At 38.2% G+C, this 24,225-nt stretch carries 21 protein-coding genes and 1 tRNA gene; 13 read left to right on the top strand and 9 right to left on the bottom strand.

Translation table 11 applies throughout. The annotated features are described in order from the left end of the window. Positions 1–39: 39 nt before the first annotated feature. The 3 genes from cas6 to PN471_RS20125 form a co-directional block, all read right to left on the bottom strand. Positions 40–1,188 carry a CRISPR-associated endoribonuclease Cas6 gene (gene cas6, locus PN471_RS20135; protein WP_271778356.1) on the bottom strand — a complete coding sequence of 383 codons (1,149 nt, stop codon included), beginning with the start codon at positions 1,186–1,188 and terminating at the stop codon, positions 40–42. A 201-nt stretch (positions 1,189–1,389) separates the two neighbouring features. Next, on the bottom strand, positions 1,390–2,331 hold the full coding sequence (cysK, locus tag PN471_RS20130; RefSeq protein WP_271778355.1) for a cysteine synthase A: 942 nt from the start codon (positions 2,329–2,331) through the stop codon (positions 1,390–1,392). Positions 2,332–2,569: 238 nt separating this feature from the next. Further along, positions 2,570–4,825 (bottom strand): DUF1796 family putative cysteine peptidase, encoded by a 2,256-nt coding sequence (locus PN471_RS20125; RefSeq protein WP_271778354.1) that lies wholly within the window; start codon positions 4,823–4,825, stop codon positions 2,570–2,572. A gap of 455 nt (positions 4,826–5,280) precedes the next feature. On the opposite strand from PN471_RS20125, the gene PN471_RS20120 reads away from it, so the two are divergent. From PN471_RS20120 to PN471_RS20105, 4 genes are all read left to right on the top strand, one after another. Beyond that, positions 5,281–8,304, top strand: a complete 3,024-nt coding sequence (locus PN471_RS20120; protein WP_271778353.1) for a valine--tRNA ligase — start codon at positions 5,281–5,283, stop codon at positions 8,302–8,304. Positions 8,305–8,491: 187 nt separating this feature from the next. Next, positions 8,492–8,911 (top strand): hypothetical protein, encoded by a 420-nt coding sequence (locus PN471_RS20115; RefSeq protein ID WP_271778352.1) that lies wholly within the window; start codon positions 8,492–8,494, stop codon positions 8,909–8,911. Between the two features lie 239 nt (positions 8,912–9,150). Further along, positions 9,151–11,130: a DUF4209 domain-containing protein gene (locus PN471_RS20110; protein WP_271778351.1), complete on the top strand. Its 1,980-nt coding sequence runs from the start codon at positions 9,151–9,153 to the stop codon at positions 11,128–11,130. Then, positions 11,127–11,567 (top strand): type II toxin-antitoxin system VapC family toxin, encoded by a 441-nt coding sequence (locus PN471_RS20105; protein ID WP_271778350.1) that lies wholly within the window; start codon positions 11,127–11,129, stop codon positions 11,565–11,567. The genes PN471_RS20110 and PN471_RS20105 overlap by 4 nt, the downstream gene beginning before the upstream one ends. A gap of 47 nt (positions 11,568–11,614) precedes the next feature. Here PN471_RS20105 and PN471_RS20100 read toward each other — a convergent pair whose 3' ends face one another. Further along, complete coding sequence (locus PN471_RS20100; protein ID WP_271778349.1) at positions 11,615–13,024, bottom strand: lysophospholipid acyltransferase family protein; 1,410 nt, start codon at positions 13,022–13,024, stop codon at positions 11,615–11,617. Between the two features lie 104 nt (positions 13,025–13,128). On the opposite strand from PN471_RS20100, the gene PN471_RS20095 reads away from it, so the two are divergent. Next, complete coding sequence (locus PN471_RS20095; protein ID WP_271778348.1) at positions 13,129–13,761, top strand: DUF938 domain-containing protein; 633 nt, start codon at positions 13,129–13,131, stop codon at positions 13,759–13,761. A gap of 67 nt (positions 13,762–13,828) precedes the next feature. Here the strand turns inward: PN471_RS20095 and PN471_RS20090 are convergent. Beyond that, positions 13,829–13,901: transfer RNA gene (locus PN471_RS20090), tRNA-Ala, on the bottom strand. Between the two features lie 79 nt (positions 13,902–13,980). On the opposite strand from PN471_RS20090, the gene trhO reads away from it, so the two are divergent. Both trhO and gcvP read left to right on the top strand, forming a co-directional pair. Further along, positions 13,981–14,883, top strand: a complete 903-nt coding sequence (gene trhO / locus PN471_RS20085) for an oxygen-dependent tRNA uridine(34) hydroxylase TrhO (RefSeq protein WP_271778347.1) — start codon at positions 13,981–13,983, stop codon at positions 14,881–14,883. A 124-nt stretch (positions 14,884–15,007) separates the two neighbouring features. Then, complete coding sequence (gcvP, locus tag PN471_RS20080) at positions 15,008–17,878, top strand: aminomethyl-transferring glycine dehydrogenase (RefSeq protein WP_271778346.1); 2,871 nt, start codon at positions 15,008–15,010, stop codon at positions 17,876–17,878. 121 nt (positions 17,879–17,999) lie between these two features. Here gcvP and PN471_RS20075 read toward each other — a convergent pair whose 3' ends face one another. After that, complete coding sequence (locus PN471_RS20075) at positions 18,000–19,682, bottom strand: ATP-dependent nuclease (protein WP_271778345.1); 1,683 nt, start codon at positions 19,680–19,682, stop codon at positions 18,000–18,002. 714 nt (positions 19,683–20,396) lie between these two features. Here PN471_RS20075 and PN471_RS20070 point away from each other — a divergent pair. From PN471_RS20070 to PN471_RS20045, 6 genes are all read left to right on the top strand, one after another. Further along, on the top strand, positions 20,397–20,636 hold the full coding sequence (locus PN471_RS20070; RefSeq protein ID WP_026103943.1) for a hypothetical protein: 240 nt from the start codon (positions 20,397–20,399) through the stop codon (positions 20,634–20,636). Continuing rightward, positions 20,633–21,085 carry an HNH endonuclease gene (locus PN471_RS20065; protein ID WP_271778344.1) on the top strand — a complete coding sequence of 151 codons (453 nt, stop codon included), beginning with the start codon at positions 20,633–20,635 and terminating at the stop codon, positions 21,083–21,085. Before PN471_RS20070 ends, PN471_RS20065 begins: the two co-directional genes overlap by 4 nt. A gap of 105 nt (positions 21,086–21,190) precedes the next feature. Further along, positions 21,191–21,490 (top strand): hypothetical protein, encoded by a 300-nt coding sequence (locus PN471_RS20060; protein ID WP_168505039.1) that lies wholly within the window; start codon positions 21,191–21,193, stop codon positions 21,488–21,490. Then, entirely contained in the window at positions 21,487–21,864 is a 378-nt protein-coding gene (locus PN471_RS20055; RefSeq protein WP_271778343.1) for a toxin-antitoxin system TumE family protein, read from the top strand. The genes PN471_RS20060 and PN471_RS20055 overlap by 4 nt, the downstream gene beginning before the upstream one ends. Before the next feature lie 99 nt (positions 21,865–21,963). Beyond that, positions 21,964–22,212, top strand: a complete 249-nt coding sequence (locus PN471_RS20050) for a FitA-like ribbon-helix-helix domain-containing protein (RefSeq protein WP_271778342.1) — start codon at positions 21,964–21,966, stop codon at positions 22,210–22,212. Between the two features lie 3 nt (positions 22,213–22,215). Then, positions 22,216–22,644: a type II toxin-antitoxin system VapC family toxin gene (locus PN471_RS20045; protein WP_271778341.1), complete on the top strand. Its 429-nt coding sequence runs from the start codon at positions 22,216–22,218 to the stop codon at positions 22,642–22,644. A gap of 75 nt (positions 22,645–22,719) precedes the next feature. On the opposite strand, the gene PN471_RS20040 is transcribed toward PN471_RS20045, so the two are convergent. The 3 genes from PN471_RS20040 to PN471_RS20030 are packed head-to-tail and all read right to left on the bottom strand — an operon-like array spanning position 22,720 to position 24,206. Further along, positions 22,720–23,478, bottom strand: a complete 759-nt coding sequence (locus PN471_RS20040) for a HEAT repeat domain-containing protein (RefSeq protein ID WP_271778340.1) — start codon at positions 23,476–23,478, stop codon at positions 22,720–22,722. 35 nt (positions 23,479–23,513) lie between these two features. Beyond that, complete coding sequence (locus tag PN471_RS20035; RefSeq protein WP_271778339.1) at positions 23,514–24,050, bottom strand: GNAT family N-acetyltransferase; 537 nt, start codon at positions 24,048–24,050, stop codon at positions 23,514–23,516. 18 nt (positions 24,051–24,068) lie between these two features. After that, a complete protein-coding gene (locus PN471_RS20030) occupies positions 24,069–24,206 on the bottom strand; it encodes a hypothetical protein (protein WP_168466401.1) in 138 nt (45 codons plus the stop codon). Positions 24,207–24,225 lie beyond the last annotated feature (19 nt).

Genomic DNA, 24,225 nt, shown 5'->3' with positions numbered 1-24,225 from the left:
TTTGGATTGGGACTTTTCCGCAAAATGAGCAAGCTCATTTTACTTCTGACTCGGTGACTCGTGCTGTACAAGCATCCGCCGAGCTAATTTGACATAGGTTTTGACTGTGGTATAAGGCATTTCTAAATCTTCAGATATTGTCTGTAATGATTCCCCCATCTCTCTCCGGGCTAAAATTGTTGCCCAAGTTGTAGCAATTTTTTCCGTGCGTTCTCCTCCTATGCGTTTCCGTTGGGCTGTGAATATTGCTGTTAATTCTTCAATACGCCTTGGTAGTTGGTTATTGACAACTTCAACAGGTGTGTTTGATTCTGGTTCTACCCAATTTAAACAGGTTTGTCCGAGTCCAAAGGTGGTTTTGTGTCCGGTTCCACAGTAGGGAGCAAGTTGCACTAAGGCATAAAATAACTGAGTAAATTCGATATTAGTTAAAGCGCTTTGACTCAAACCCAAGGAAATTGCCCCTGTAAACCCAGTGACAGAACCCCGTTTACCTGCTGCAACCTTGACTGATTCTAAGCGATATTTGTGAATGATGACATTTTCATCTATCCATTCTAGAAAAGCTTCTGGTTCTATAGATATTCCTGAAAAGTCGTTCCAGCGTCTGAGGTAACTATGGAAAAGATTAACAGGAACGGGTAGGGGAAAGTGATGTCCTTTCCGACGGAAACTGGTAGGAGAAACAAAACTCAGATTAATATTTTTATGATTTCCTGTAGATGATTGTAGGAGGTGGTTGTAAGTAGTCGGTGGATGGATAATACTTATCTGTTTTATTTGTAAGACGGCATCTCTTAATTTTAAAGTTGTTGGAGGTTGTATTAACCACTCACTCAAAAACTTGACCACTGGTTGAGAAATGGCGTTAATCTGCCAACGATATATCTGATTTGCTTGTAGTTGTAGTTGTTTTCCCGTGGGAAATAATTGACCTTCTAGTGCGGAAATACTAAAAGGTCTTTCTGACTCACTATCATGCAAATAGGCTGAAAGTGTTGGGTTAATTTGCCGCACTTGGTCTAGAAACCAAGCATGAAGTCCAATGGTATATTGTGAGTATAGGTTGGTGGAATTGGTTGCTTCTAAGTCAAGGACTAAGCTAACTAATTCCGTATCATCCGCCCATGCTAAATAGGTAGTTTTTGAGGGGGTTTTACGGTTGCTGGATGTAGCTGAATTGTCCATTTTTATTTGATCCTGCAATATGTTAATGCTGAATATTTTACTGTATTTCCGTCCCCTTGCGGGGATGAGTTATGAGGAAAATAGTGCCGCAGGGCAAAAGTCTAGAAAAACAACTGCCTGATGAAATTATTAAATTAACAAAGACAAAAATTAGCAAGAATTTTGTTGGGTTTCCTTGCGTCAACCCAACCTAAGAAATGTTTAACTCATCAAATCTTGAAACAATGCGGTGCTTAAATAGCGTTCACCAAAAGAAGGTTGAATCATTACTATTAATTTACCCGCATTTTCTGGGCGTTTACCCACGACAATAGCAGCAGCTAAAGCCGCACCAGAAGATATTCCTGATAATAAACCTTCCTCCCTGGCTAATCTCCGTCCATATTCCATTGCTGCTGCGTCCTCCACTTGAACTACTTCATCAATTAGATCTTGACGCAAAACATCAGGAATAAATCCCGCACCAATCCCTTGAATTTTGTGAGAACCGGGTTTACCACCTGATAGAATCGGACTATTACTAGGTTCGACTGCGATCGCTTGAAAACTCGGTTTGCGTTGTTTAATTACTTCAGCAATACCAGTAATTGTGCCGCCCGTTCCTACCCCAGAAATTATGATATCAACTTCTCCGTCCGTATCTGCCCAAATTTCCTCTGCGGTGGTTTCTCGGTGAATTTTCGGATTGGCTGGGTTAGCAAATTGTTGTAACATGAAGGCATTGGCAGTATTGGCAACAATCTCCTCGGCTTTGTTAATTGCGCCGCGCATTCCCTGAGTTCCTGGTGTTAATTCCAAACTTGCACCATAAGCCCGCAACATAGCCCGTCTTTCTTGGCTCATGGTTTCCGGCATAGTTAAAATTAACTTGTAGCCACGGGCGGCTGCTACCATTGCTAAAGCAATACCTGTGTTACCAGATGTTGGTTCAACTAAAATGGTTTTGCTCGGTGAAATTAAACCTTCAGCTTCAGCGGAAAGGATCATACTTACGCCAATTCTGTCTTTTACAGAGGCCGCAGGATTCATACTTTCTAGTTTGACGACTATCCTCGCTACTACTCCCTCGGCTTGGGGAATTGTATTCAACTGAATTAATGGAGTTTTGCCAATAAGTTCTGTTACGTCTTTAGCAATTCGCATTTTTTAACTCCTAAAATTTATATATTAAATATTAATCTATTTTGATTAGGTATTTATCTGATTAATTTTTTATAGTAGGCATGACCATTTTACCACAATTTCTGTCTATTCCCACAAGAAAATATTCCTAATTGATAGCAATAACTACATTTGTCGAAGGTATCGCTCACCAGTATATTTATAGGGTGCGTTAGATATAAAAAATCTGTTTATGTCTAACGCACTCTACTATAGATATTTAGTTCTTCGGTGGATTTGGTGGACACCAGAAGAGATTTTTACTCGAAACTCCCAGGGATTCTAAAATCCCTTTCATCACATCTGTACAGTACATCCAATGTCCCAAATCGTCATACATTCGATCAGGATTAAACTCGAAATTGTCATGTAATACATTAGGCAGATTTGAGAACTCATCAGAGGATTGGGGGGAAAGAATCAACAGTTGAAAAGGCTTACCTTGACATTGTTTTTCCAACTTATTCAACAGATCAATTACTCCACCTCGGTCAGCAATTCCTGTGCGAATAAATAGGACTTGATCACAATGATCGAGGGCGTACCAAAACCTTTGAGAACGTGCGGTATAACGGACTCGCATCCGTTCATAGATAGGAGACATATTGTTAACAGGGTCTTCCGTGTCCTCAACTTCATGGGCAAAGGATAGACCCCCCCATTTGCGATGATAAATTCTGCGTTCCTCGGAATTGTAATGCAGCAAATGAGGATTCCACATATCATAAAAACGGTTTTCAATGATATCTGCAATATCTGCAATCTTGGTAGTGCGGGTCAAATCAAAGGGAAAAGCTGGACCATCGTATTCCATCTTATACAACATCATGCGGACAGCACAGCGATCGCCTAAAGGTAGAATAGCCACACGGCTAATGTCTGATAATTTGCATTTATATTGCAAAAATACTGCTGATTTCGGTGGCGCTTTCACTCGGCTTTCTAAGCCATCCCTACCAATCATCATGGTACGAAAAGGTGCATCGGGATGAAGGGGATCTTCATATACACCTGATGGTATGGCTTTTAATGCTTTGCGAATTTCCGGCCACATTGGCTGGATATTGTACTCATTATCTGATTCGTTGATCATCCAGATCTGATGTTCGTCTTTTTGTAAAATCCCCAGATGCCCATCGTAGAATAAAACCTGGGAGTTATTCGGTGCAAAGAGATTGAAAGCCGCACTGTATTCCAAATCAGCACCAGGGGGAATATTCACGGTTGTGGAGATAGTTCCATTCTCTTGCACAGCAAAGAAAGGGAGTATGCCTTTTTCAGCATTTTTGGCAATGTAAATACCGGGGATTAATCCTGCCTGATTTTGCAGCACAGTTTGTAATTCTTGCCAATAGGGAGCAATGGTATAATTATACTTAGATGGATTTCTCATCCGCAAACTCTTCTCCTCGATACAGGCACAGACATAGAAACCTGCGTTGTCAAGGTAAATGGGAATTTCGTTCGGTTGCCAGAAGCGTTGTTTTTCCTTTGCTAATTCCTCTTTTTCAATTTGGAAGAGACTCAGATCAATTGCCTCATACATCAAATTATGACCGATGGTGTTAGGGTGAGATGGGTCAAAAGATATTCCCTCTTGCCAGCGTCCCTGACCATTATCTAATGGTGCTAACCAATCCAAAACCGGCACACCCCAATTCAACATTCGGTTGTGTGTATCTTTCAACAACCAATGATGTTCAGGGGAAAAGTCGCCATTGGGATAGACACCACCGAGAATGGGACGTGCGCCCAGTGTCCGGGTCATTTTTACCAACTGCTGCAAACCACTTTCAAACCGTCGCTGTACTGCCCTGCGTTCGTGGGGAGAACAATAGGCTAACCCTTCGTTACCCAGAGATAGGGCAATAATTACTATATCAGGTTTTTCTGGGGTGACAACTGAGGCAAATCGAGCGATCGTTCTGCTGACATTTGCGCCCGATTCTGATAGATTTATGACTTGATGCCCATATTTTTGCTGCAACTCCTCTGCCAACTGCCAAGCCCAACCCCTCAATAACCAAGCCTTCTGTCCTAATGCGACAGAACTGCCAATCACGACTATTTTCAGACCACCCGAATCTTTTTCAATGGGTTTAATCTCACTCACATCCCGAAAATATCCGAAGGGATAGGGCTGTAAATAACCATAGGCCCCATCATCCACAACAATAGTACCGGACTGTTGTTCACGGTTGATTGGTAGCCAACGGTTTGCACCCATAGCTTCCCATTGTCCATGTCCTTCGGCATCAATGCGTACATACTTGTATTCAACTCTTTGGCAATTATCAGACTCCAAAGACGGTTGGATATCAATGTCTTTATCTGTCCACCATAAAGGATAAAGATCGCCACTTGTCCGAAGATGAACACATTTGGTAATATCCCACAATCCCAATTCGGGAGTAGAACCGACGATACCAATGGATTCACCAGTTTGTGTGGAGGCACTAACCTGGAATTGATACATATGTTTTTGCTGGTTTAGGTGTACAATGCCATCGGTAAAGGCAAAATCCTGGCAAATACCTTGACAGACTATCACATAGAACACCTAGTAAGGATAAAAAATATAGCAGGAGTCAGGAGTCAGGAGTAAAAACCTGTTGTGGACGGAGTTTCATGAATACCTACGGTACGTTGACACAAACAATTTATGTCCTCACCACCTTGACCGTTACTATATATTCAAAATTACCCACTTTATCAACTTTGATTACGCCAAATCTGAACCCCTATTAGTTATAAAGCCGTTGCTGAATTGAGGTATGAAACTAAAAACTCAAAATCTAAAACTTTGCGCGAAACAAAATTCATCCAATCAGCAACGCCATTTTTTTAATCTAAAATTGCCAACAGATGACCAAGGTTTTCCACGCCTGTGGCAAAATTTAGTAAAGTTGTAATAAAATTAATATTCCCAGCATGACCGTAACTATTCCTAATCTCCCCAGTCTTTACGAAGCCTTCTCCACAGAAGCCAAATGGCAAAAATTCTGGGAAGACAATCAAGTTTACAAAGCTGACCCCAACCACAAAGGCGAACCCTACTGCATCGTTATCCCTCCACCTAACGTCACTGGCAGTTTGCACATGGGTCATGCTTTTGAGGGGGCCATCATTGACAGCCTGGTGCGTTACCACCGCATGAAAGGACGGAATACTCTATGGCTACCGGGAACTGACCACGCCAGCATTGCTGTACAAACGATTTTAGAAAAACAACTCAAAGCCGAGGGGAAAACTCGCCATGATTTAGGGCGGGAAAAGTTCCTAGAACGGGCTTGGCAATGGAAGGCGGAATCTGGTGGGACAATTATTAATCAGTTAAAACGGTTAGGTGTATCCGTAGACTGGACGCGGGAACGCTTTACATTAGATGAAGGTTTATCAAAATCTGTTTTAGAAGCATTTATTCGTCTCCATGAAGAGGGATTAATTCATCGTAGTAACTATTTGGTGAATTGGTGTCCCGCTTCTGGTTCAGCGGTGTCTGATTTGGAAGTAGAACCCAAGGAAGTAAATGGGAATCTGTGGTATTTCCGTTATCCCCTCAGCGACGGTTCGGGTTTTCTGGAAGTGGCGACAACTCGCCCGGAAACCATGTTAGGTGATACAGGTGTGGCGGTTAATCCCCATGACGACAGATATAAACACCTGATTGGGAAAACCGTAACTTTACCAATTATGAACCGGGAAATCCCGATTATTGGTGATGAATTGGTGGACGCGACTTTCGGGACAGGTTGCGTGAAGGTGACACCCGCCCATGACCCCAATGACTTTGAAATGGGTCAACGTCATGATTTGCCGTTGATTAATATTATGAACAAGGACGGCACATTAAATGAAAATGCCGGTGATTTTCAAGGTCAAGACCGCTTTGTGGCGCGGAAAAATTTAGTAGCCCGTTTAGATGCTGAAGGTGTTTTAGTCAAAGTTGAGGATTATAAACATACAGTACCCTATAGCGATCGCGGCAAAGTCCCCGTTGAACCTCTGCTTTCTACTCAATGGTTTGTGAAAATCCGCCCCCTAGCTGATAAAACCCTAGATTTTTTCGATAATCAAGACTCCCCCGAAATTGTCCCCCAACGTTGGTCTAAAGTTTATCGTGATTGGTTAGTAAATCTGCGTGATTGGTGTATTTCTCGCCAGTTGTGGTGGGGTCATCAAATTCCCGCTTGGTATGCTGTCAGCGAAACCGAAGGAGAAATTACCGATTCTACACCTTATTTTGTCGCCCGTAATGAAGAGGAAGCGCTACAAAAAGCCAAAGCCCAATTTGGGGAAGATGTAAAATTAACACAAGACCCCGATGTTTTAGATACTTGGTTTTCCTCTGGACTGTGGCCATTTTCCACTTTAGGTTGGCCTGAGGAAACACCAGATTTAGCGGCATATTACCCCACAGCGACCCTAGTAGCTGGATTTGATATTATCTTTTTCTGGGTAGCTAGAATGACGATGATGGGAACACATTTTACCGGAAAAATGCCGTTTAAAACTGTATACATTCATGGTTTGGTCAGGGATGAAAATAATAAGAAAATGTCGAAATCAGCAAATAATGGGATTGACCCATTATTGTTGATTGCTAAATATGGAACTGATGCTTTACGCTATACCTTAATTAAGGAAGTTGCGGGTGCTGGTCAAGATATTCGTTTAGAATATGATCGCAAAAAAGATGAATCTATGTCTGTTGAAGCTTCTCGCAATTTTGCCAATAAGTTGTGGAATGCAGCCCGATTTGTAATGATGAATTTGGATGGACAAACCCCAGCCCAATTAGGTCAACCAGTTCCCACGGAATTAAGTGATAAGTGGATTGTTTCCCGGTTCAACCAAGTTGTTAAACAAACAAATCATGATATTGAAAATTATGGTTTAGGTGAAGCAGCAAAGGGACTTTATGAATTTATCTGGGGTGATTTCTGTGATTGGTATATTGAATTAGTCAAATCCAGATTACAGAAAGATGCAGAACCCGCATCTCGTAAAGTTGCCCAACAAATTATTGCCTATATTTTAGAAGGGATTTTAAAATTACTCCATCCCTTTATGCCTCACATTACAGAGGAAATTTGGCAAACTCTCACCCAACAACCCACCGAAAATCCCCAATTTTTACCTTTGCAAGCATATCCTGAAGCCGATAATTATCTGATTGATTCAGCTTTGGAAACACAGTTTGATTTGTTAATTGGCACAATTCGGACAATTCGCAATTTACGAGCAGAAGCAGATATTAAACCAGGGGTAAAAATTACTGCTAATTTGCAAACTGAAAGCGAAGGTGAAAGATTTATTCTTACTGCGGGACAAGCTTATATTCAAGATTTAGCCAAGGTAGAAAATTTAACAATTGTTGATGCTAATTCTGTTGTTGTTCCCCAAGAGATTGCACAAGTTGAAGATAATAAATATGGGGGTGGATTAAAGATAATTGGTTTAACAATTGTCGCCCTTATCGGCTTGAAAGTAGCTGTATTTGTGGCTAATACGGCATTAGATATTCCCTTCTTTGGTACTAGCTTTGAAATAGTTGGTTTAGGTTATGTTAGTTGGTTTGCTTTTCGTTATTTACTCAATGGGGAAGCAAGAGAAGAGTTATTTGCAAAATACTTTCCACCCAGTGAAACACCAACTGAACCAGAATTACCACCAACCGCACCCCAAGAAAAAGAAAATTCCATTGCTGGTGTTGTCGGGACTGTACAGGTAGTTATTCCCTTAAAAGGAGTTGTAGATATTGAAGTTGTCCGTGCAAAACTAGAGAAAAGCTTACAAAAAGCCGAAGCGGAAGCCCAATCTTTAAGTGCCAGATTAAGCAATTCTAAGTTTGTAGATAAAGCCCCCGCAGACGTTGTACAGACTGCAAGAGAGACTTTAGCAGAAGCACAAAAACAAGCAGAAATTTTACGCATACGTCTGGAGACATTATAGGAGGAGTCAGGAGTCAGGAGTTAAGAGTCTCTTATCATAAGGCTTTTACTCTAGATTCTGTATCTCATTCAAGTGCATACCGCTATATCGTAGATATTGCTTTAATGGGTGATTGGTAATTAGTAATTAGTTGGGAAAATTCGCTATTACCCATTACCCATTACCCATTACCTATTCCCTAAAAACTATGTTATATCTTGCCCAAGTACATAAAAATGATTTTTTAGATCAATATCAATTACGTTTATTAGCACGACAAGAATCAGAAAACTTTTGGTTAACAATTTCGGAAGAAACTTTAATTATTTTAGGAAAGGGAAATACCACAAGTAATAACTTATTAGTCTTAGTTAAACTATCTCCTACCGGTGAAATTGAAACAATTGAAGATGCTACCGACTGGGTGATTAATCTAGTAGAAATCTATCTTTCTAAGGGAATTACTCCTGAGTTTCTCAAACAAGAAGCGGTAAAAATGGAGAATTGGCAGCAAAGTTTAACCTTACAAAATCAAGATTTAGCCCGTCGTAGTTTAGAATTAGAAGCACGACGTGAACAAATTGAAGCTTTAGAAGAAAAATATCAGAACTATGATTTACATGATTAAGTTTATACATTTGCGCCCCACTAATCCTTAATCAATCGTCAAGTGTAGCGATCGCTCTGAGTTAGTATATCACTATTATGATACTAATTTATTCCTAAGCTATAAAAGTAATATTTATCACCAACTATTGATTAAGGTCGTGAGCGATTTTTGGCAAATTGGGTTAATATATGGATAACCGTTAAATCGCCTAAGTTATCCTATATTTTCCATCATAGACTTATTAGTAAATTTAAATTATGTTATCTCTAAACCCCCCTCTCACCAAACAAGATTTTATTAACTCTGGCTGGAAAGAAGTGGTTAATAGCAGCGAGAGAAAAGAATGTCTTAGCTATCACATGACTTTCTGGAATAAGGCAAAGCAAGCAGAAGCAGCAGTCAATATTAGAGAACAGATTGTTTTTGAAATTTTGGCCTTTGTCACCGGTGCTGCAATCAAGCCAGAATTAAACGATAAGTTTTTTGGTGAAGTTTTTAGTAACCTCGCGGAAGAATATTTAAACTTTTTAACTGAAATTGCACCTGAAATATCAGATCCAGAACTTCAGGCACGAGTAGCTGATATTCTGTGGGTGAAAAATGGTAACTACCAAATGGCGCAGTTAGCAGTTGAGGCTTATTTAGAATCTGCTAAACAACTAGAAGATCCTCAAAAATGGAGTCATTGTGTTGATAGGATAGAAAGATCGCTTAGGTTAGCACACAAAATTAATTATAAACAAGAAATTGTTATTGAATATATAGACGAGGTTTTAAATCGTTACCAAGGAGAAGATCCATTATGGCTATCAATAAAGCTCCATGAGCTTTTACAAGGGGAAAAAAACATCAATTTTTTGCGGAAAAAGCAACTTTTAAATACTGCTAAATACGCTGCTCTAGCTGAGAAAGGGGCAATTTTTCAAGAATCTAGTAAAGAATGGGATAAAGCACGAAACTACTGGGAAATTAAGGCAGAATGGCATCGTATTGAAAAAAATGTAGCAAAGGCATATACAGAGAGAATGCTTGTTGCTGAAACTTACATCAAGGAAGCTGAAGATTCTTTAACTAAACATCCACTTCCTTACCTAAAAGCATCACACGATTTACAGAAAGCTTTTGAAGCATTTGAAAAATTAAAAAGCCAAGGTACAGAAGAAGAAAAAGCAGCGATAAACACTAAATTAGAAGAAATTCACAAACGTCTTCTTGAGTGTCAACAGAAATCATCTAATGAGTTAATAACAATTTCTTCTGAGTTTAATATTAGTGAAGAAGTAGAATTAGCTAGATCACAGGTTAGAGGGAAAGAATTTCCAGAAGCACTATTATCTTTGGCTTCTTTAGCAACTCCACCTAAAGTTTCAGAACTGCGACAAATCGTGGAGGAAACAGCTAGTTTATCCCATTTTTTGCCAATAGTGAAAATGAATGAGATGGGTAAAGTTATAGCGCGTCAAATTACTAACTCTAATGACTGGGAAGAAGCAATTAAGTTTGAAATGTATGTAAAAGCTGCTGAATATCAAAAAATTTATGCTCAGGCTTTTATTGAACCAGCTAGATATCAAATCTTTTCGGAACATATAATACAAAAATCGGAAGAAAACAAAATCAAAGAAACCGACTTACTTCCATTGGTTATAAATAACCCTTTTGTACCACCAGGAAGAGAAAAGTTATTTATCAAAGGTCTTTATGCTGGATTAATCGGAGATTTTATTACTTCTACTCATATCTTAATTCCCCAAATTGAAAACTCCGTTCGTTATCTACTCTCTAATAGAGGAGCAATAACTTCGGGAATTGACAACAAAAATAATGGTATTCAAAAAGAAGACAATTTAAATGCAACTCTTTTCCCCAGTAAGTATCCACAAATTACTTCAATTTTTGATGAAGATACACTTTTTGATCTTCAAGGTTTATTAATAGAGAAATCTGGGTCAAATTTAAGAAATCGTATGGCTCATGGTTTAATTAATGATAATGACTTTTCCAGTCCTATTTTTTCTTACTTATGGTGGGTGACATTACGTCTATGCTTTGGTGCAGGAATATTAATACCTGAAGAAATTGTAGAAGAGTCTAACCCTTTAGTCAAATTTGCTGGTATGTTCAAAGATGATCCATTTTTTGATGAATTTGTCGAAGAAATGGCAGAAAATCGGCGTAAATTAGATGAAGAAATAGCTGCTTATGAAGCTTCTATTGAGGAGAATCATGCAGCGTGAGTATCTATATTCTTGATACTAATATTGTGACTCTTTTACAACATGAAAATAATCAAATCATTCAACGTATTAGAGCCGTTGACAGTTCTAGCATATTTGTGACAACTATCACGCTTGAAGAACAATTAAAAGGTAGACTAGCTATTATCAATAAATGTAATAGCAATCAAAATCTACAAGGATTAGCATCTGCTCATCGAAATCTAAAACTGACTCAAAATTTCTTTTGTAATCTCAATTTATTGGAGTTCAATGAAGCAGCTTGTGAATGTTATAAAAAGTTACGACAGCAAAAAATTAACAGCGGTTCACAAGATTTAAGAATTGCTGCAATAGCTTTAGTTAATCGAGCAATTGTAGTTACTCAAAATTATAAAGACTTTATCAAAGTTCCTGATTTAACCATTGAAGATTGGACTGTAGAATATTTCTTATAAAACCTCACCCAGAGACACAAAAACCCTCTTTGCGCCTCTGCGTGAACTTAATCCTTAATTAACCCCTCCAACATCACCTGTAAATCCTGCGTCAACTCACTCACACCCTTACGCAAAGCTTGTTTACTCCCTTGACAGTTTTCCCATCTTGTATTCACATTAATCGGTTCACCAACCAAAATCATGGATTGTTTTAAACCTAAACGTGGCCTTCCTGGTAAAGTAGAATCCTGAATACGAGACAACATATCAAACATTAATAAAAGGGTTTCTGCAAATCTTTCCGGCGTGGGTTTTTCGAGAATATAATCAGCAGTAACCGCCACAAAACTTTCAGCAATTCTCATGTGCTGCATTTTCAAATCGGCTTCTTGGGCTATCCAATCAGCCAGACCACGTTTAAAAGGTGGTAAACTGGGAATATCGGCAATATCATCTCGATAAATATAATTCCAACCAGCATCTTCTAAACGACGACATCTATCAATAAAATTACCTTGAGACTGGAGATTAAAATACTTTTCTGTGATTTTCAAAGCCGTGTCCATCAAACGGTGTAATCTAGTAATTAACACTTCATTTATAGTAACTTCTGAACTGATAATTTCTGGAAAATCTTGATGATAGAAACGGCGATAAAATTCCTCCATTTCCGAAATTAGATATGCAGCTAAACGTAAAACCCGCTGATATAAAATTCCTTCCCGTTCCTTTCCATTTGTACTAAGTTCCGTCCCAGGTAAACCGCTATCAGCTTCCAATTTAGATAACAGCCAATCTATTTTTTGCCAAGGGGGATTAACATAACTATATTTAATACCAATAGGAATAATAAAAACCTGTTCTTCGCGGTTAGCCTTTTTTAAATCTTCCACACACCAAAAACCCAATTGTGCCACACCAGGTTCTAAGGGACTGACTATACTACTATGTCCATTTGTACCACCTTCAGGAGCGATCGCTATCGGCATTTCAGCATTAGCAAATAATTCCCGTGCCATTTGGATAGCATTTTTATCTACGCGTTTCCCCCTACGAATTGGTACACCACCAAGTCTGGAAAATAACCATCCTAACCAATTTCCTGCCCATAAAGTCATTCCTCGTTCATACATAAAATGACTGTGAACAGGGTATTTAAGATTAATACCTTTTTCTCTTGCTACCTGGGGGACAATCCGTGATAGTAGGTATAACATAGATAGAGGATCTTCCACCTCTGGGTGACGGAAAGCAATTAAAAATCGGACTTTACCTGCTTGAAATTCGTGGTATAATTTAGCCAAGACTTCCGCATTTTTGGCTTCAACCTTGACAATACCCGCAGGTAGCCAAGGTCTAGTTCTCACCCGCAAAATCAAAGGCAAAAACCAAGACACAACTTTAACCACAAAGGGATTATGACGTTGAGGAATAAATTTTAGGGGAGGTTGGGTAGAATGAATAGATTTAGGCAAGTTGTTCTCCTGTGGTGAGGCAAAAAAAGCTAAAATTGAGCGATAGCGAAGCGCTCCGCAGGAATCGCTGCTAATTTAATTATGATAGTGAATGGTCACCCAATATGAACACACCACCAGACCAGCGAAAATTTGCCCCCGCAACCCAGCGCAACCGCGAACCCATTCTAGAATTACTTTTACAAATATTGCCTCAACATGGGACTATTTTAGAAATCGCCAGTGGCACAGGTGAACACGCTACATTTTTCTCCTACCACCTCGCACCTCGGCAATGGCTACCTTCCGACCCTGACCCCGAACTGCGTGCTAGTATTAACGCATGGGCTGAATTTTTTCCCTGTGAAGCCATGCAACCACCCATAGATTTAGATGCTAGTTCACCAATATGGCCGGTAGAAACAGAACCATTACCAGAGCCTCCTATTTCTGCTATTGTTAATATTAACATGATTCATATTTCCCCTTGGTCAAGCTGTTTAGGACTCATGGCAGGGGCTGGACGGATACTCCCACGCAATGGTATACTTTACTTGTATGGACCATACAAAGAAAATGGCGAACATACAGCACCCAGTAACGCTGCCTTTGATGAATCTTTACAAGCGCAAAATCCAGACTGGGGAGTGCGTAACCTAGAAGATGTAGTAAAAGCTGCCCAAGCCCAAAATTTAATATTGCACCAAACTTACCCCATGCCAGCAAATAACCTTTCCTTAGTATTTAAACATAATTAGGGCTTGCTGGATTGAAATGCGGCTTTTATTCTTTGCGCCTTTGCGTGAGACGTATTTCGTAAATCAATGGAGGTTAGCGGACTCGAACCGCTGACATCCTGCTTGCAAAGCAGGCGCTCTACCAACTGAGCTAAACCCCCAAGTCTGTTTTTTATGTAAAAAGGGTTGATTTTACATAACTATATCATCATAAACTATTATTATTAATTTGCCAAGACCATGAACCAAGAAAATCAGACAGTTGTTGCTGCACTATATAAATTCGTGAATCTACCTGATTGTAGAGAACTACAAGCAGCCTTATTATCCCTTTGTGAGTTACAAGGAATAAAAGGAACTATCTTACTAGCACAGGAAGGAATTAACGGCACAATTGCTGGTTCTCGTCAGCAAATTGACACAGTTCTAGCCTTTCTTCGCAGTGACTCGCGGTTTGCAGATTTAGAACATAAAGAATCCTACACAGAAATTCCCCCATTTGAGCGGTTAAAAATTCGGTTAAAAAAAGAAATTGTCACTTTAGGATTACCAGAAGTAAACCCAGCGGAAAAAGTAGGAACTTATGTCAAACCTAAAGATTGGAATGATTTAATTTCTAATCCAGAAGTCACAGTCATTGATACCCGCAATGATTATGAAGTCAGCATTGGGACTTTTAAAGGTGCAGAAAATCCCCAAACTCAAATATTTAGAAACTTTCCCGAATATGTACAAAAACATCTTGACCCCAAAAAACATAAAAAAGTAGCCATGTTTTGTACCGGAGGAATTCGTTGCGAAAAAGCTTCTTCCTACTTACTCTCTCAAGGTTTTGAAGAAGTGTATCACCTCAAAGGAGGCATTCTCAAATATCTAGAAGAAATTCCCCCAGCAGAAAGTTTATGGCAAGGAGAATGTTTTATCTTTGATCAAAGAGTCACAGTTAGTCATGACTTAGAAACAGGAAATCAAGAATTATGCTTTGCTTGTGGATATCCCATTTCCGAAAAAGATAAAACCTCCCCAGAATATGAAAAAAGTATTTCCTGTCCTCACTGTTTCCACACCTTAACACCCGAAAAAAGAAAGCGACTACAGCAAAAATGGAAACATTACCAATCAATAAATTCCACCAATCCTTAATTTCTTCCTTTCCTCTCTGCGCCTCTGCGCCTCTGCGAGAAAAAAATCAAGATATAGAAAAAACCCTAATATCCAAAAGTGATCATTACAATATATTAATACAGAAACCTTTGGAGAACGATTTGTGGTAGCTAATCTCCCGCGCATTCAACCTCACACCGGTGAAAAATTAGGCAACTTTGCACAAAGACACATTGGAGCAAACCCTGATGATGTCAAGCAAATGCTTGATATATTAGGTCTTTCCCACCTTGATGACCTCATTGATAAAACAGTACCACAGGCAATCCGCTTTCATCAAACCCTCAATCTACCAGCAGCACAAAGCGAATTTGCAGCATTGGCAAAATTAAAGCAAATAGCCGATAAAAATCAAGTTTATCGCTCATTTATCGGCATGGGGTATTATGACTGTATCACCCCTACCGTCATTCAACGCAACATCTTAGAAAATCCCGGTTGGTATACAGCATACACCCCTTATCAGCCAGAAATTGCCCAAGGACGTTTGGAAGCGTTGTTAAATTTCCAAACCATGATTATTGACTTAACGGGGTTGGAAATTGCTAACGCTTCTTTACTTGACGAAGGGACAGCAGCCGCAGAAGCAATGAGCATGAGTTATGGTGTGTGCAAAAACAAATCCCATAACTATTTTGTTTCTAGTGAATGTCATCCGCAAACCATTGATGTATTGCAAACACGCGCCAAACCTTTGGGTATAAACATCATTATCGGTGATCATCAAACCTTTGATTTTTCCGAAACTATCTTTGGTGCAGTTCTGCAATATCCCGCAACCGACGGGACAATTTACGACTACTGCGATTTTATCACAAAGTCCCATGCTCAGGGTGCATTGGTGACTGTAGCCGCAGATCCTTTGAGTTTAACATTACTTACACCCCCTGGTGAATTAGGGGCTGATATTGCTGTAGGTAGTACCCAACGCTTCGGTATTCCCTTGGGATTTGGGGGACCACACGCTGCCTATTTTGCCACGAAGGAAGAGTATAAACGGCTCGTTCCAGGGCGCATTGTGGGGGTATCAAAAGATATTCACGGTCAACCTGCGTACCGTTTAGCCTTACAAACCCGTGAACAGCATATCCGCAGAGATAAAGCCACCAGTAATATTTGCACAGCACAGGTATTATTGGCAGTGATGGCGAGTATGTATGCAGTTTATCATGGACCAGATGGATTGAAACAAATTGCTCAAAATATCCATGAACTTACCGCAACTTTAGCCGCAGGATTGAAAAAGTTAGGTTATAAAATCACTTCTGAAAACTTCTTTGATACCTTGCGGGTAGAATTAGGAAATACCAGATTAGAAGCAATTCTTGACGCTGCAAATGAGAGAAATATCAATTTGAGAATTTTTGATAATTCCACAGTGGGTATTTCCTTAGATGAAACGACCACCGAAACAGATTTAATTGACATTTGGCAAATTTTCGCATTAAAAGATCAATTACCTTTTACTGTGGAAGAATTACCAATTTCTCATTCTCAATTATCACGTCAAAGTAAATATCTCACTCATCCAGTTTTTAACCGTTACCATTCAGAAACTGAGTTATTACGTTATTTACATCAACTAGAAAGCAAGGATTTATCATTAACAACTTCAATGATTCCCTTGGGTTCTTGTACTATGAAGTTAAACGCAACTTCGGAAATGATTCCCGTCACTTGGGCAGAATTTGGGAAAATCCATCCTTTTGCGCCAATTTCCCAAACTAGAGGTTATCAAATCCTCTTCCAACAACTAGAAGCATGGTTAGGAGAAATTACAGGTTTTGCAGGAATTTCCTTACAACCAAATGCAGGTTCTCAAGGTGAATATGCGGGACTTTTGGTAATTCACGAATATCATCAAAGTCGCGGAGAAGGACATCGAAATATTTGTTTAATTCCGCAATCTGCCCATGGAACAAATCCCGCGAGTGCGGTAATGTGCGGAATGAAAGTAGTAGGAGTTGCTTGTGATGATCAAGGTAATATTGATGTTGCTGATTTAAAAGCCAAAGCTGAAAAACATAGTCATGAATTAGCAGCATTAATGGTGACATATCCATCAACTCATGGGGTATTTGAAGAAGCAATTCAAGAAATTTGTGCGGTAATTCATAGTCACGGTGGACAAGTTTACATGGACGGCGCTAATATGAACGCCCAAGTGGGTATTTGTCGTCCTGGTGATATTGGTGCTGATGTTTGTCATTTGAACTTACACAAAACTTTCTGTATTCCTCATGGTGGTGGTGGTCCCGGTATGGGTCCCATTGGTGTCGCTTCCCACCTTGTACCGTTCCTTCCTGGACATTCTGTAGTGAGAATGGGTGGTGATTTGGGTGCTGTTTCTGCTGCACCTTGGGGTAGTGCAAGTATCTTAGTGATTTCTTGGATGTATATTATCATGATGGGTGCAGATGGGTTGACGGAAGCAACCAAAATTGCGATTCTGAATACTAATTACATCGCTAAGAAATTAGAGTCATATTATCCGGTTTTGTATCAGGGAAAAAATGGTTTAGTGGCACATGAATGTATTTTAGATTTGCGAAGTTTGAAGAAATCAGCGCAGATTGAAATTGATGATGTTGCGAAGCGGTTAATGGATTATGGTTTTCATGCACCTACTGTTTCTTGGCCTGTTGCTGGGACAATTATGGTAGAACCAACGGAAAGTGAATCTAAACAGGAATTAGATAGATTTTGTGATGCTTTGATTGCGATTCGTGAGGAAGTTGCGGCAATTGAATCTGGTAAAATGGACATTCACGATAATCTTTTGAAAAATGCCCCTCACACTGCGGAAAGTTTGATCATTGGTGAGTGGAATCATCCCTATTCCCGTGAACAAGCTGCTTATCCTGCACCTTGGAATAAGGAATATAAGTTCTGGCCAAGTGTGGGGAGAATTGATGCTGCTTTTGGGGATAGGAATTTTGTTTGTTCTTGTTTACCGATGGAGGCTTATAGTTAATTTGTAGTCTCTAAGATCCCCGACTTCTGATATCAATTTATCATTGATTAACAAGGTTGAAAAAAGAAGTCGGGGATCTGAATTTTTGAGTTTTTGTGATTGACTGTTTTATTATCAATTTTTAAAGCTGAGTAATTTTTTGATGAATTTGATTTATGAGACATCTAATATTCTCTAATTTATCTTCTTTTGCTAAAACCTTATTTAATATTGAATTTTTTATTTTTTGTATTAATTTATCTTGATTGGATATTTTGGGATCACTGGAAGAAAACTTACCTATTCTACTTTTTATATCCTTAAATTTAGTTATATGGTTATTTTCTATAATAGGTATCAATTTATTTACTAAACTTTCATCTTCTATTTGGTTAACTAAATCTTTTGTAATTTGTCTTATTTCTTCATATCCATCTTGATTGTTTTGTCCTAGAATTTTTACTGCAAAGAAATCCTCTAAACATTCCTCGTTACCTGTATGTTTTGTCAGATCATTGTTAGGATATAGTTCTTGGAAATCATATAGTTTTTTTCCAATAAAAATAAAGCGATTTTGTAATTTAATGATTGCTTCTTTACGTTTTTCTATGTGCTTAACTAAACCGAAATTTACATCAGCATCTAATACAAAAACACTTTTATTTTGCTCTTCATATATTTTGGAAAGAAGGATATATGGTATCAGATTATCTTTCCCATGTAGATTAATAATTCTGGGCGGAATTTGAGATGTAAATTTCGGAAAAAGATATGAAAATAACATCATTTCTTCTTCACCTTCTACAGTTATAAACGGAGTAGAGAAAATATTTAATTCAAGACCAAGAGCATCTTCAATAGGTTTTAATATATTTAATTCCCTATCCTTTTGTGGGTTTATAAAAGGAATATTATCAAAAAGTTTTTCAAAATCAATTTTTTTATCACTATACTTTACTAAACCTATAGAGTCTAATCTATCTGTCAGTATTAAATGTTGAGAATGGGTTGAAAATATAATATTTATTCTTTCATTGGATTTCTGTTGTAAATATTTGATTAATTTTTTCTGCCAAGCCGGATGTAAATATGCTTCTAGTTCATCTATTAACAAAAGACAGTTGATATTTTGAAAATATGAAATAGCTTCTATCACAAAAATTAATGAAACTAAAACCCCTAATCCTGCGCTTGCTTGTGTTAAACTCACCTCACTTCTACCATCGAATACTACTTTGATACATTTTTGTAACTGATTTATTTGCTCATTATTTAGTTTATCAGGTTTAAAATTAGAATTTTGGATCAAATCAATAATACATTCATGTAAATATTTTAAATCTTCTTTATTTATATTATTCAACTCGTCAACTCCAATACCTAAAGTAGTTCTAATAACTTTATTTAATGGGGGTTCAGTTCGTTCTGTTTTAGTTGCTATTTCTCTTATTACTACTTCTGAATTTTCATGAAATACCTTTAGTGATGTATTCACATTAGCTATTATTTCTTTTAAAATATCGTTATTAGGTGATATTGAATTAATGTTTTGAATCTTATCTACTATTTTGATAACTTCATCAGAACGAATAGTTTCTGAGGGTTTATCATTATGACTAATAAGATATTGGTTTAAAGGTAATTCTATATGCAATGTTAAAAATTCAATGTTCTCTCGAAGGTATTTTTTAGAGTTTCTAAATCTTCTCATTAACTCCGTCTTGCCACTCATATTTTCACCAACTAAAGCAAAAATATTGTTATTTTGCAGTTCATACAAAAGTTTATTTAAAGTTTCGTCAGCAATAGAGTGTTCTCTTACCATAATAAAATCCTTATTTTAAATATCCGGGTTTAGCCTAGTATAACTCATTGTGGGGTCATTGTGATCGCTCATCTTCTAGCTTAGATTAAGGAACGCAACCCAACATAATGAAAATATCTGATTCATATTTTTTGTCTGAATCAGGATATCCAGGATTTTAGGATTTACAGGATTGTGATTTGTAAGTTATTGGTGAGATGCTGAAATTGTAATTGTCAGAATCAGGATGTCCAGGATTTTAGGATTTACAGGATTGTGATTGATGAATTGTCTGTGAATATTAAAAAATGAGGAAATACAGTTACAGTAATAGTCAAGAAGTAACAGCAGATAATTTAATAATTTAACATATAATTTATCTTATCAATCATCCCAAAGTCTCTATTTCTCATAGACAATAAAACAAAAACATCCTGAAAATCCTATAATCCTGAAAATCCTGATTCAGACAAAAAAATGCTCAAAATCCCCACTGTAAATAAACAACAACATCCTGAAAATCCTGTAATCCTGGTTATCCTGATATGGCTACGCCACGCTTCGCTATCAGACAAAAAAATCCACAAAAATCCCCACCTCAAATAAACAATCACATCCTGAAAATCCTGTAATCCTGGTTATCCTGATTCAGACAAAAAATATTTTCAAATATCAATAATTATAAAATTGAATATGTTATAATATAAAAGTTATCAAAATTATTAAAATAATTCTATGATGACTCAAGTAATGATTCAACCCTCATACTGGATAGAATCTGGAATTGAAATCAGCAAAGTCAGAAATTTGAACTTGTTTAAATTCACTCCAGAATTACAATCTAGGTTAGAAGAACTTGCTGATAAAAATAAAGCAGGAATGTTAACTACAACAGAAGAAGCTGAACTAGCAGGAATATTAGAACTGGACAGGATTTTTACTTTATTGAATGCAAAAATAATTGCTGAATCATGACAGTTAACGAGACAACCAAAAAATTAGTCAGGGAAAGAGCAAAATTCCTTTGTGAATACTGTCATTCTTTAGAAGAAGCAAGTGCAGCGTTATTTGCTATTGATCATATTATTCCTCAGTCTCTTCCTGGTTCATCAGATGACCCTGAGAATTTAGCTTTAGCTTGTCAACGTTGTAACGGATATCGCTACAATTTTACAACTGGTATTGACCCGGAAACTGGAGATTTAATTCCTATATTTAATCCTCGAAAACAGAAATGGTCAGATCATTTTCTTTGGTCAGCAGATGGTTTAAAAATTATTGGTATTACTCCTACAGGAAGGGCTACTTGTAATCGCTTAGACCTCAATGATGAAAGGCATAATGAAGGTTCTATTATCAAAGCGCGTCGTTTCTGGGTAAAAGGTGGTTGGCATCCACCAGATGAAGATCCGCGAGAAAGCTGAGAAAAACCAATAATTCTGGTTATTCTGATATGGCTTCGCTATCAGACAAAAAATAAAATTAATAGTGTATAATAAAGATAAACCTCACCAAAGGTATATATAATTATGAATACATTAGAAAAATTAGAATTGCTGAGTGAAAACTGTAGCGACAACACAGAATTAGAAAGAATTATTGGGCAACTACTAAATGTAATTTTAACTCGTCATCGTCAAAAACTAGCCACATATAACTTAGATATAGATAAATTTGAGAAAAAATATCAACTCACTTCTGAACAATTTGTAGAACAATTTAACTCAGGAAGTTTAGGGGATGAAATGGATTTTTTTGAATGGTTTGGTTTATGCGAACTTCGCAAAGATATTTTAACAAAAATAAATAAACTAGAACAAGCTTTATGAAAAATGTTAAAAACGCTGATGATTATTTAGCTTGGATCAAATCTATAATTACACTTTGTCCAGAAGTCGTAAATTTTACGATTCTTAGAGAAGAAGCACAAACTGATAAAGGTTTATGGCGTTATCGTGTGATATTAAAAGATGGTAGTTTTTTAGAAATGTTTGAGTTTTTTAAAATAGAATTTGGACAAGTAGAAATAATTAAATATAGTTTCCATTGGCAAACTGAAAATAGAGAACTAATAAAACGTTGGGATAACGCACCCCATCACCCCGAAATTGCCACCTATCCTCATCATGTACATGATGGTGCTGAAGACTCTGTTTTTCCCTATTTACCTGTTGATATTGAAGAGATTTTTAAACTCCTTTAATGCTGGATATCCTGATATGGCTTTCGCCACGCTTCGCTATCAGACAAAAAATAAAATTGATAGTGTATAATAAACATATCTTTTAACTTTAAATTGATTATGACTAATATCACAATCTCTAACCTTGATGATGATCTGAAAAATCAGTTACAAAAAAGAGCCGAAAAACATGGACATTCCTTAGAACAAGAAATTACAGAAATTCTCCGTCTTGTTCTCACAGGAAATACTAAAAATCCTATCAATTTAGTTACTCTAATTGAAAAGCGTTTTGCTAATTTTGAAGATTTGGAATTACCGGAAATAGAGAGAGACGCAATTCGCACAGTGTCAATATTTGCCGATTAAAAAATGATTATTTTGGATACAAACGTCATTTCTGAACTGATGAAAACTCAAAAGTCAGCAATAGTTCGTGAATGGGTAGCAGCACAACCTTTAATGAGTTTGTTTACTACAACAATTACTCAAGCAGAAATTCTCTATGGTATTGCTTTACTTCCTGAAGGAAAACGACGAGAAGAACTTAGTCAAACAGCACAACTAATGTTTTCTGAAGATTTCGCTGGACGAGTTCTAGCTTTTGATCAAAATGCTGCTGTAGCATTTGCTTATATTGCATCTGGACGACGACAAAATGGTACTCCAATTTCTCAACCCGATGCTCAAATTGCTGCTATTTGTTACACTCATAAAGCAACTATAGTAACGCGCAATGTTACTGATTTTGAAGGATGTGGTATTTCTATTATTAATCCTTGGAAACCTGAATCAATATAATGAAAATATCTGATTCAGACAAAATAGTGTATAATACACATATCTATACACATAATCCACCTAAATATCCATGGTCTAAAACCATCCTTCTTGTTCGAGGGTCTCGATTAATTGTAGTCCGCGAGGATCGCCGACTCCCAGTAGCGAAGCTTTGGTGTCTTCTCTTACTCCTAAGTCTTTGTCTTCAGCAAAAGCTTGAATTAGTGCGTCTATGGCTGTAGCATAGACGACATTGGAAGGTAGTTCTTTGCAAAGCTGGCCGATTGTCCAAGCGGAGTTACTACGCACAGCAGCTACAGGGTCTTTAACCAAGGCTTCGATTAGGGCAGGAATTGCGCCGACGATGGCTTCATAACCTACTTCTGTCATCTGTGCTAGGGCGCTGGCTGCCCAGAGACGGACGGCGGGAATGTCGGTTCTGAGGGCATTGGTGAGGGGTGCTAGGGAACGGCGATCGCGGCAATTACCTAAAGCCCAGACTATGCCTTTGCGAACATAACCATTAAAATCGCGGTTGAGTTGCCTAATTAAGGGTTCTACGGCTTCTTGGGCAGGATTACGACCGATACCGTAGGCAGCACTGACTCGGACGAGGGGACAGTTATCTATCAACAGATGGATGAGATGAGGTGTTGCCCGTTCATCTTGAATATCACAAAAAGCACGCGCTGCTAACATCCGTTGTTGGGGTTGGGGATTGGCTAGGAGTACCAGCATTAATTCCACATCAGGCTTTTCCACTTCTGATTCATCATTCAGTGGTTCTATGTGGTCTAGTGGGGTAATAAGCTCCCCTTCGGTGTCGAGTAGGCTTAGTTCGTATTCGTCGTACATAATTATTTTACTGTAACCCTATTCCCCGTTCCCTGTTAAGAGTTCCCTAACTCAAGTGATTTTATCATCCAGAGGGATTGTTCTTGATAACCAAGTTGATGATAAAGATTTAATGCGGGTGTATTGGAGAGAAATACTTGTAGTCCAATTTGGCGATAGTTGGGCTTACCGGAGACATCGCCTTTTTGTGTAGCCCAATTTTCTATATAAGCCATTAATGCTTTACCAATGCCTTTGCGCCTATATTCTGGGATGACGTAGAGGAGAAAGATGTGCGGATGGCGATCGCCACTAACCTGATCTATAGCATTCCCCACCCATAAACAAGCTACGGGTGATTGGTAATCGGTGATTGGTAATTGGTGAGGAATTTTCTCCCCTACCTCCCCTACCTCTTCATACACCCACCAGAGGGGGGTATCACGACAGAAGTATTGCTCAACTGTATGTGCCAAATGGGAAAAGTCTTGATCAGGGAATTGTTCTTGGTAAGTGCGCTGCATGAACTTGACCAAGAGGGCTTTATCGAGGGTAGAACCTTGGCGAAGAGAATAGCCGGCGATGAAATTCAAAATAGACTTATTCCCTAATTACCTAATGATCATGCCAATGGGAGCGGGAGCTACCATATCCGAGGGTAAAAAGATGCGAGCGCTGACTGCTACCAAAGCCAGGGTAAATATCAACACTGCAATCAAAGGGGCAATATATTGACGAAAAATAGCCATGTTTTTGTTTATGAATAAA

This window comes from Aphanizomenon sp. CS-733/32 (assembly GCF_028330045.1).
Lineage (GTDB): Bacteria > Cyanobacteriota > Cyanobacteriia > Cyanobacteriales > Nostocaceae > Dolichospermum > Dolichospermum gracile.
The sequence above is the reverse complement of the archived record's forward strand: the minus strand, read 5'-3'. Positions and strand labels throughout refer to the sequence as shown.

What these genes read in the sequence shown, in the direction of transcription:
- cas6 (WP_271778356.1), bottom strand. Translation starts at nt 1,188, where the DNA reads ATGGACAATTCAGCTACATCCAGCAACCGTAAAACCCCCTCAAAAACT.
- cysK (WP_271778355.1), bottom strand. Translation starts at nt 2,331, where the DNA reads ATGCGAATTGCTAAAGACGTAACAGAACTTATTGGCAAAACTCCATTA.
- PN471_RS20125 (WP_271778354.1), bottom strand. Translation starts at nt 4,825, where the DNA reads ATGTATCAATTCCAGGTTAGTGCCTCCACACAAACTGGTGAATCCATT.
- PN471_RS20120 (WP_271778353.1), top strand. Translation starts at nt 5,281, where the DNA reads ATGACCGTAACTATTCCTAATCTCCCCAGTCTTTACGAAGCCTTCTCC.
- PN471_RS20115 (WP_271778352.1), top strand. Translation starts at nt 8,492, where the DNA reads ATGTTATATCTTGCCCAAGTACATAAAAATGATTTTTTAGATCAATAT.
- PN471_RS20110 (WP_271778351.1), top strand. Translation starts at nt 9,151, where the DNA reads ATGTTATCTCTAAACCCCCCTCTCACCAAACAAGATTTTATTAACTCT.
- PN471_RS20095 (WP_271778348.1), top strand. Translation starts at nt 13,129, where the DNA reads ATGAACACACCACCAGACCAGCGAAAATTTGCCCCCGCAACCCAGCGC.
- trhO (WP_271778347.1), top strand. Translation starts at nt 13,981, where the DNA reads ATGAACCAAGAAAATCAGACAGTTGTTGCTGCACTATATAAATTCGTG.
- PN471_RS20075 (WP_271778345.1), bottom strand. Translation starts at nt 19,682, where the DNA reads ATGGTAAGAGAACACTCTATTGCTGACGAAACTTTAAATAAACTTTTG.
- PN471_RS20070 (WP_026103943.1), top strand. Translation starts at nt 20,397, where the DNA reads ATGATGACTCAAGTAATGATTCAACCCTCATACTGGATAGAATCTGGA.
- PN471_RS20065 (WP_271778344.1), top strand. Translation starts at nt 20,633, where the DNA reads ATGACAGTTAACGAGACAACCAAAAAATTAGTCAGGGAAAGAGCAAAA.
- PN471_RS20060 (WP_168505039.1), top strand. Translation starts at nt 21,191, where the DNA reads ATGAATACATTAGAAAAATTAGAATTGCTGAGTGAAAACTGTAGCGAC.
- PN471_RS20055 (WP_271778343.1), top strand. Translation starts at nt 21,487, where the DNA reads ATGAAAAATGTTAAAAACGCTGATGATTATTTAGCTTGGATCAAATCT.
- PN471_RS20050 (WP_271778342.1), top strand. Translation starts at nt 21,964, where the DNA reads ATGACTAATATCACAATCTCTAACCTTGATGATGATCTGAAAAATCAG.
- PN471_RS20045 (WP_271778341.1), top strand. Translation starts at nt 22,216, where the DNA reads ATGATTATTTTGGATACAAACGTCATTTCTGAACTGATGAAAACTCAA.
- PN471_RS20040 (WP_271778340.1), bottom strand. Translation starts at nt 23,478, where the DNA reads ATGTACGACGAATACGAACTAAGCCTACTCGACACCGAAGGGGAGCTT.
- PN471_RS20030 (WP_168466401.1), bottom strand. Translation starts at nt 24,206, where the DNA reads ATGGCTATTTTTCGTCAATATATTGCCCCTTTGATTGCAGTGTTGATA.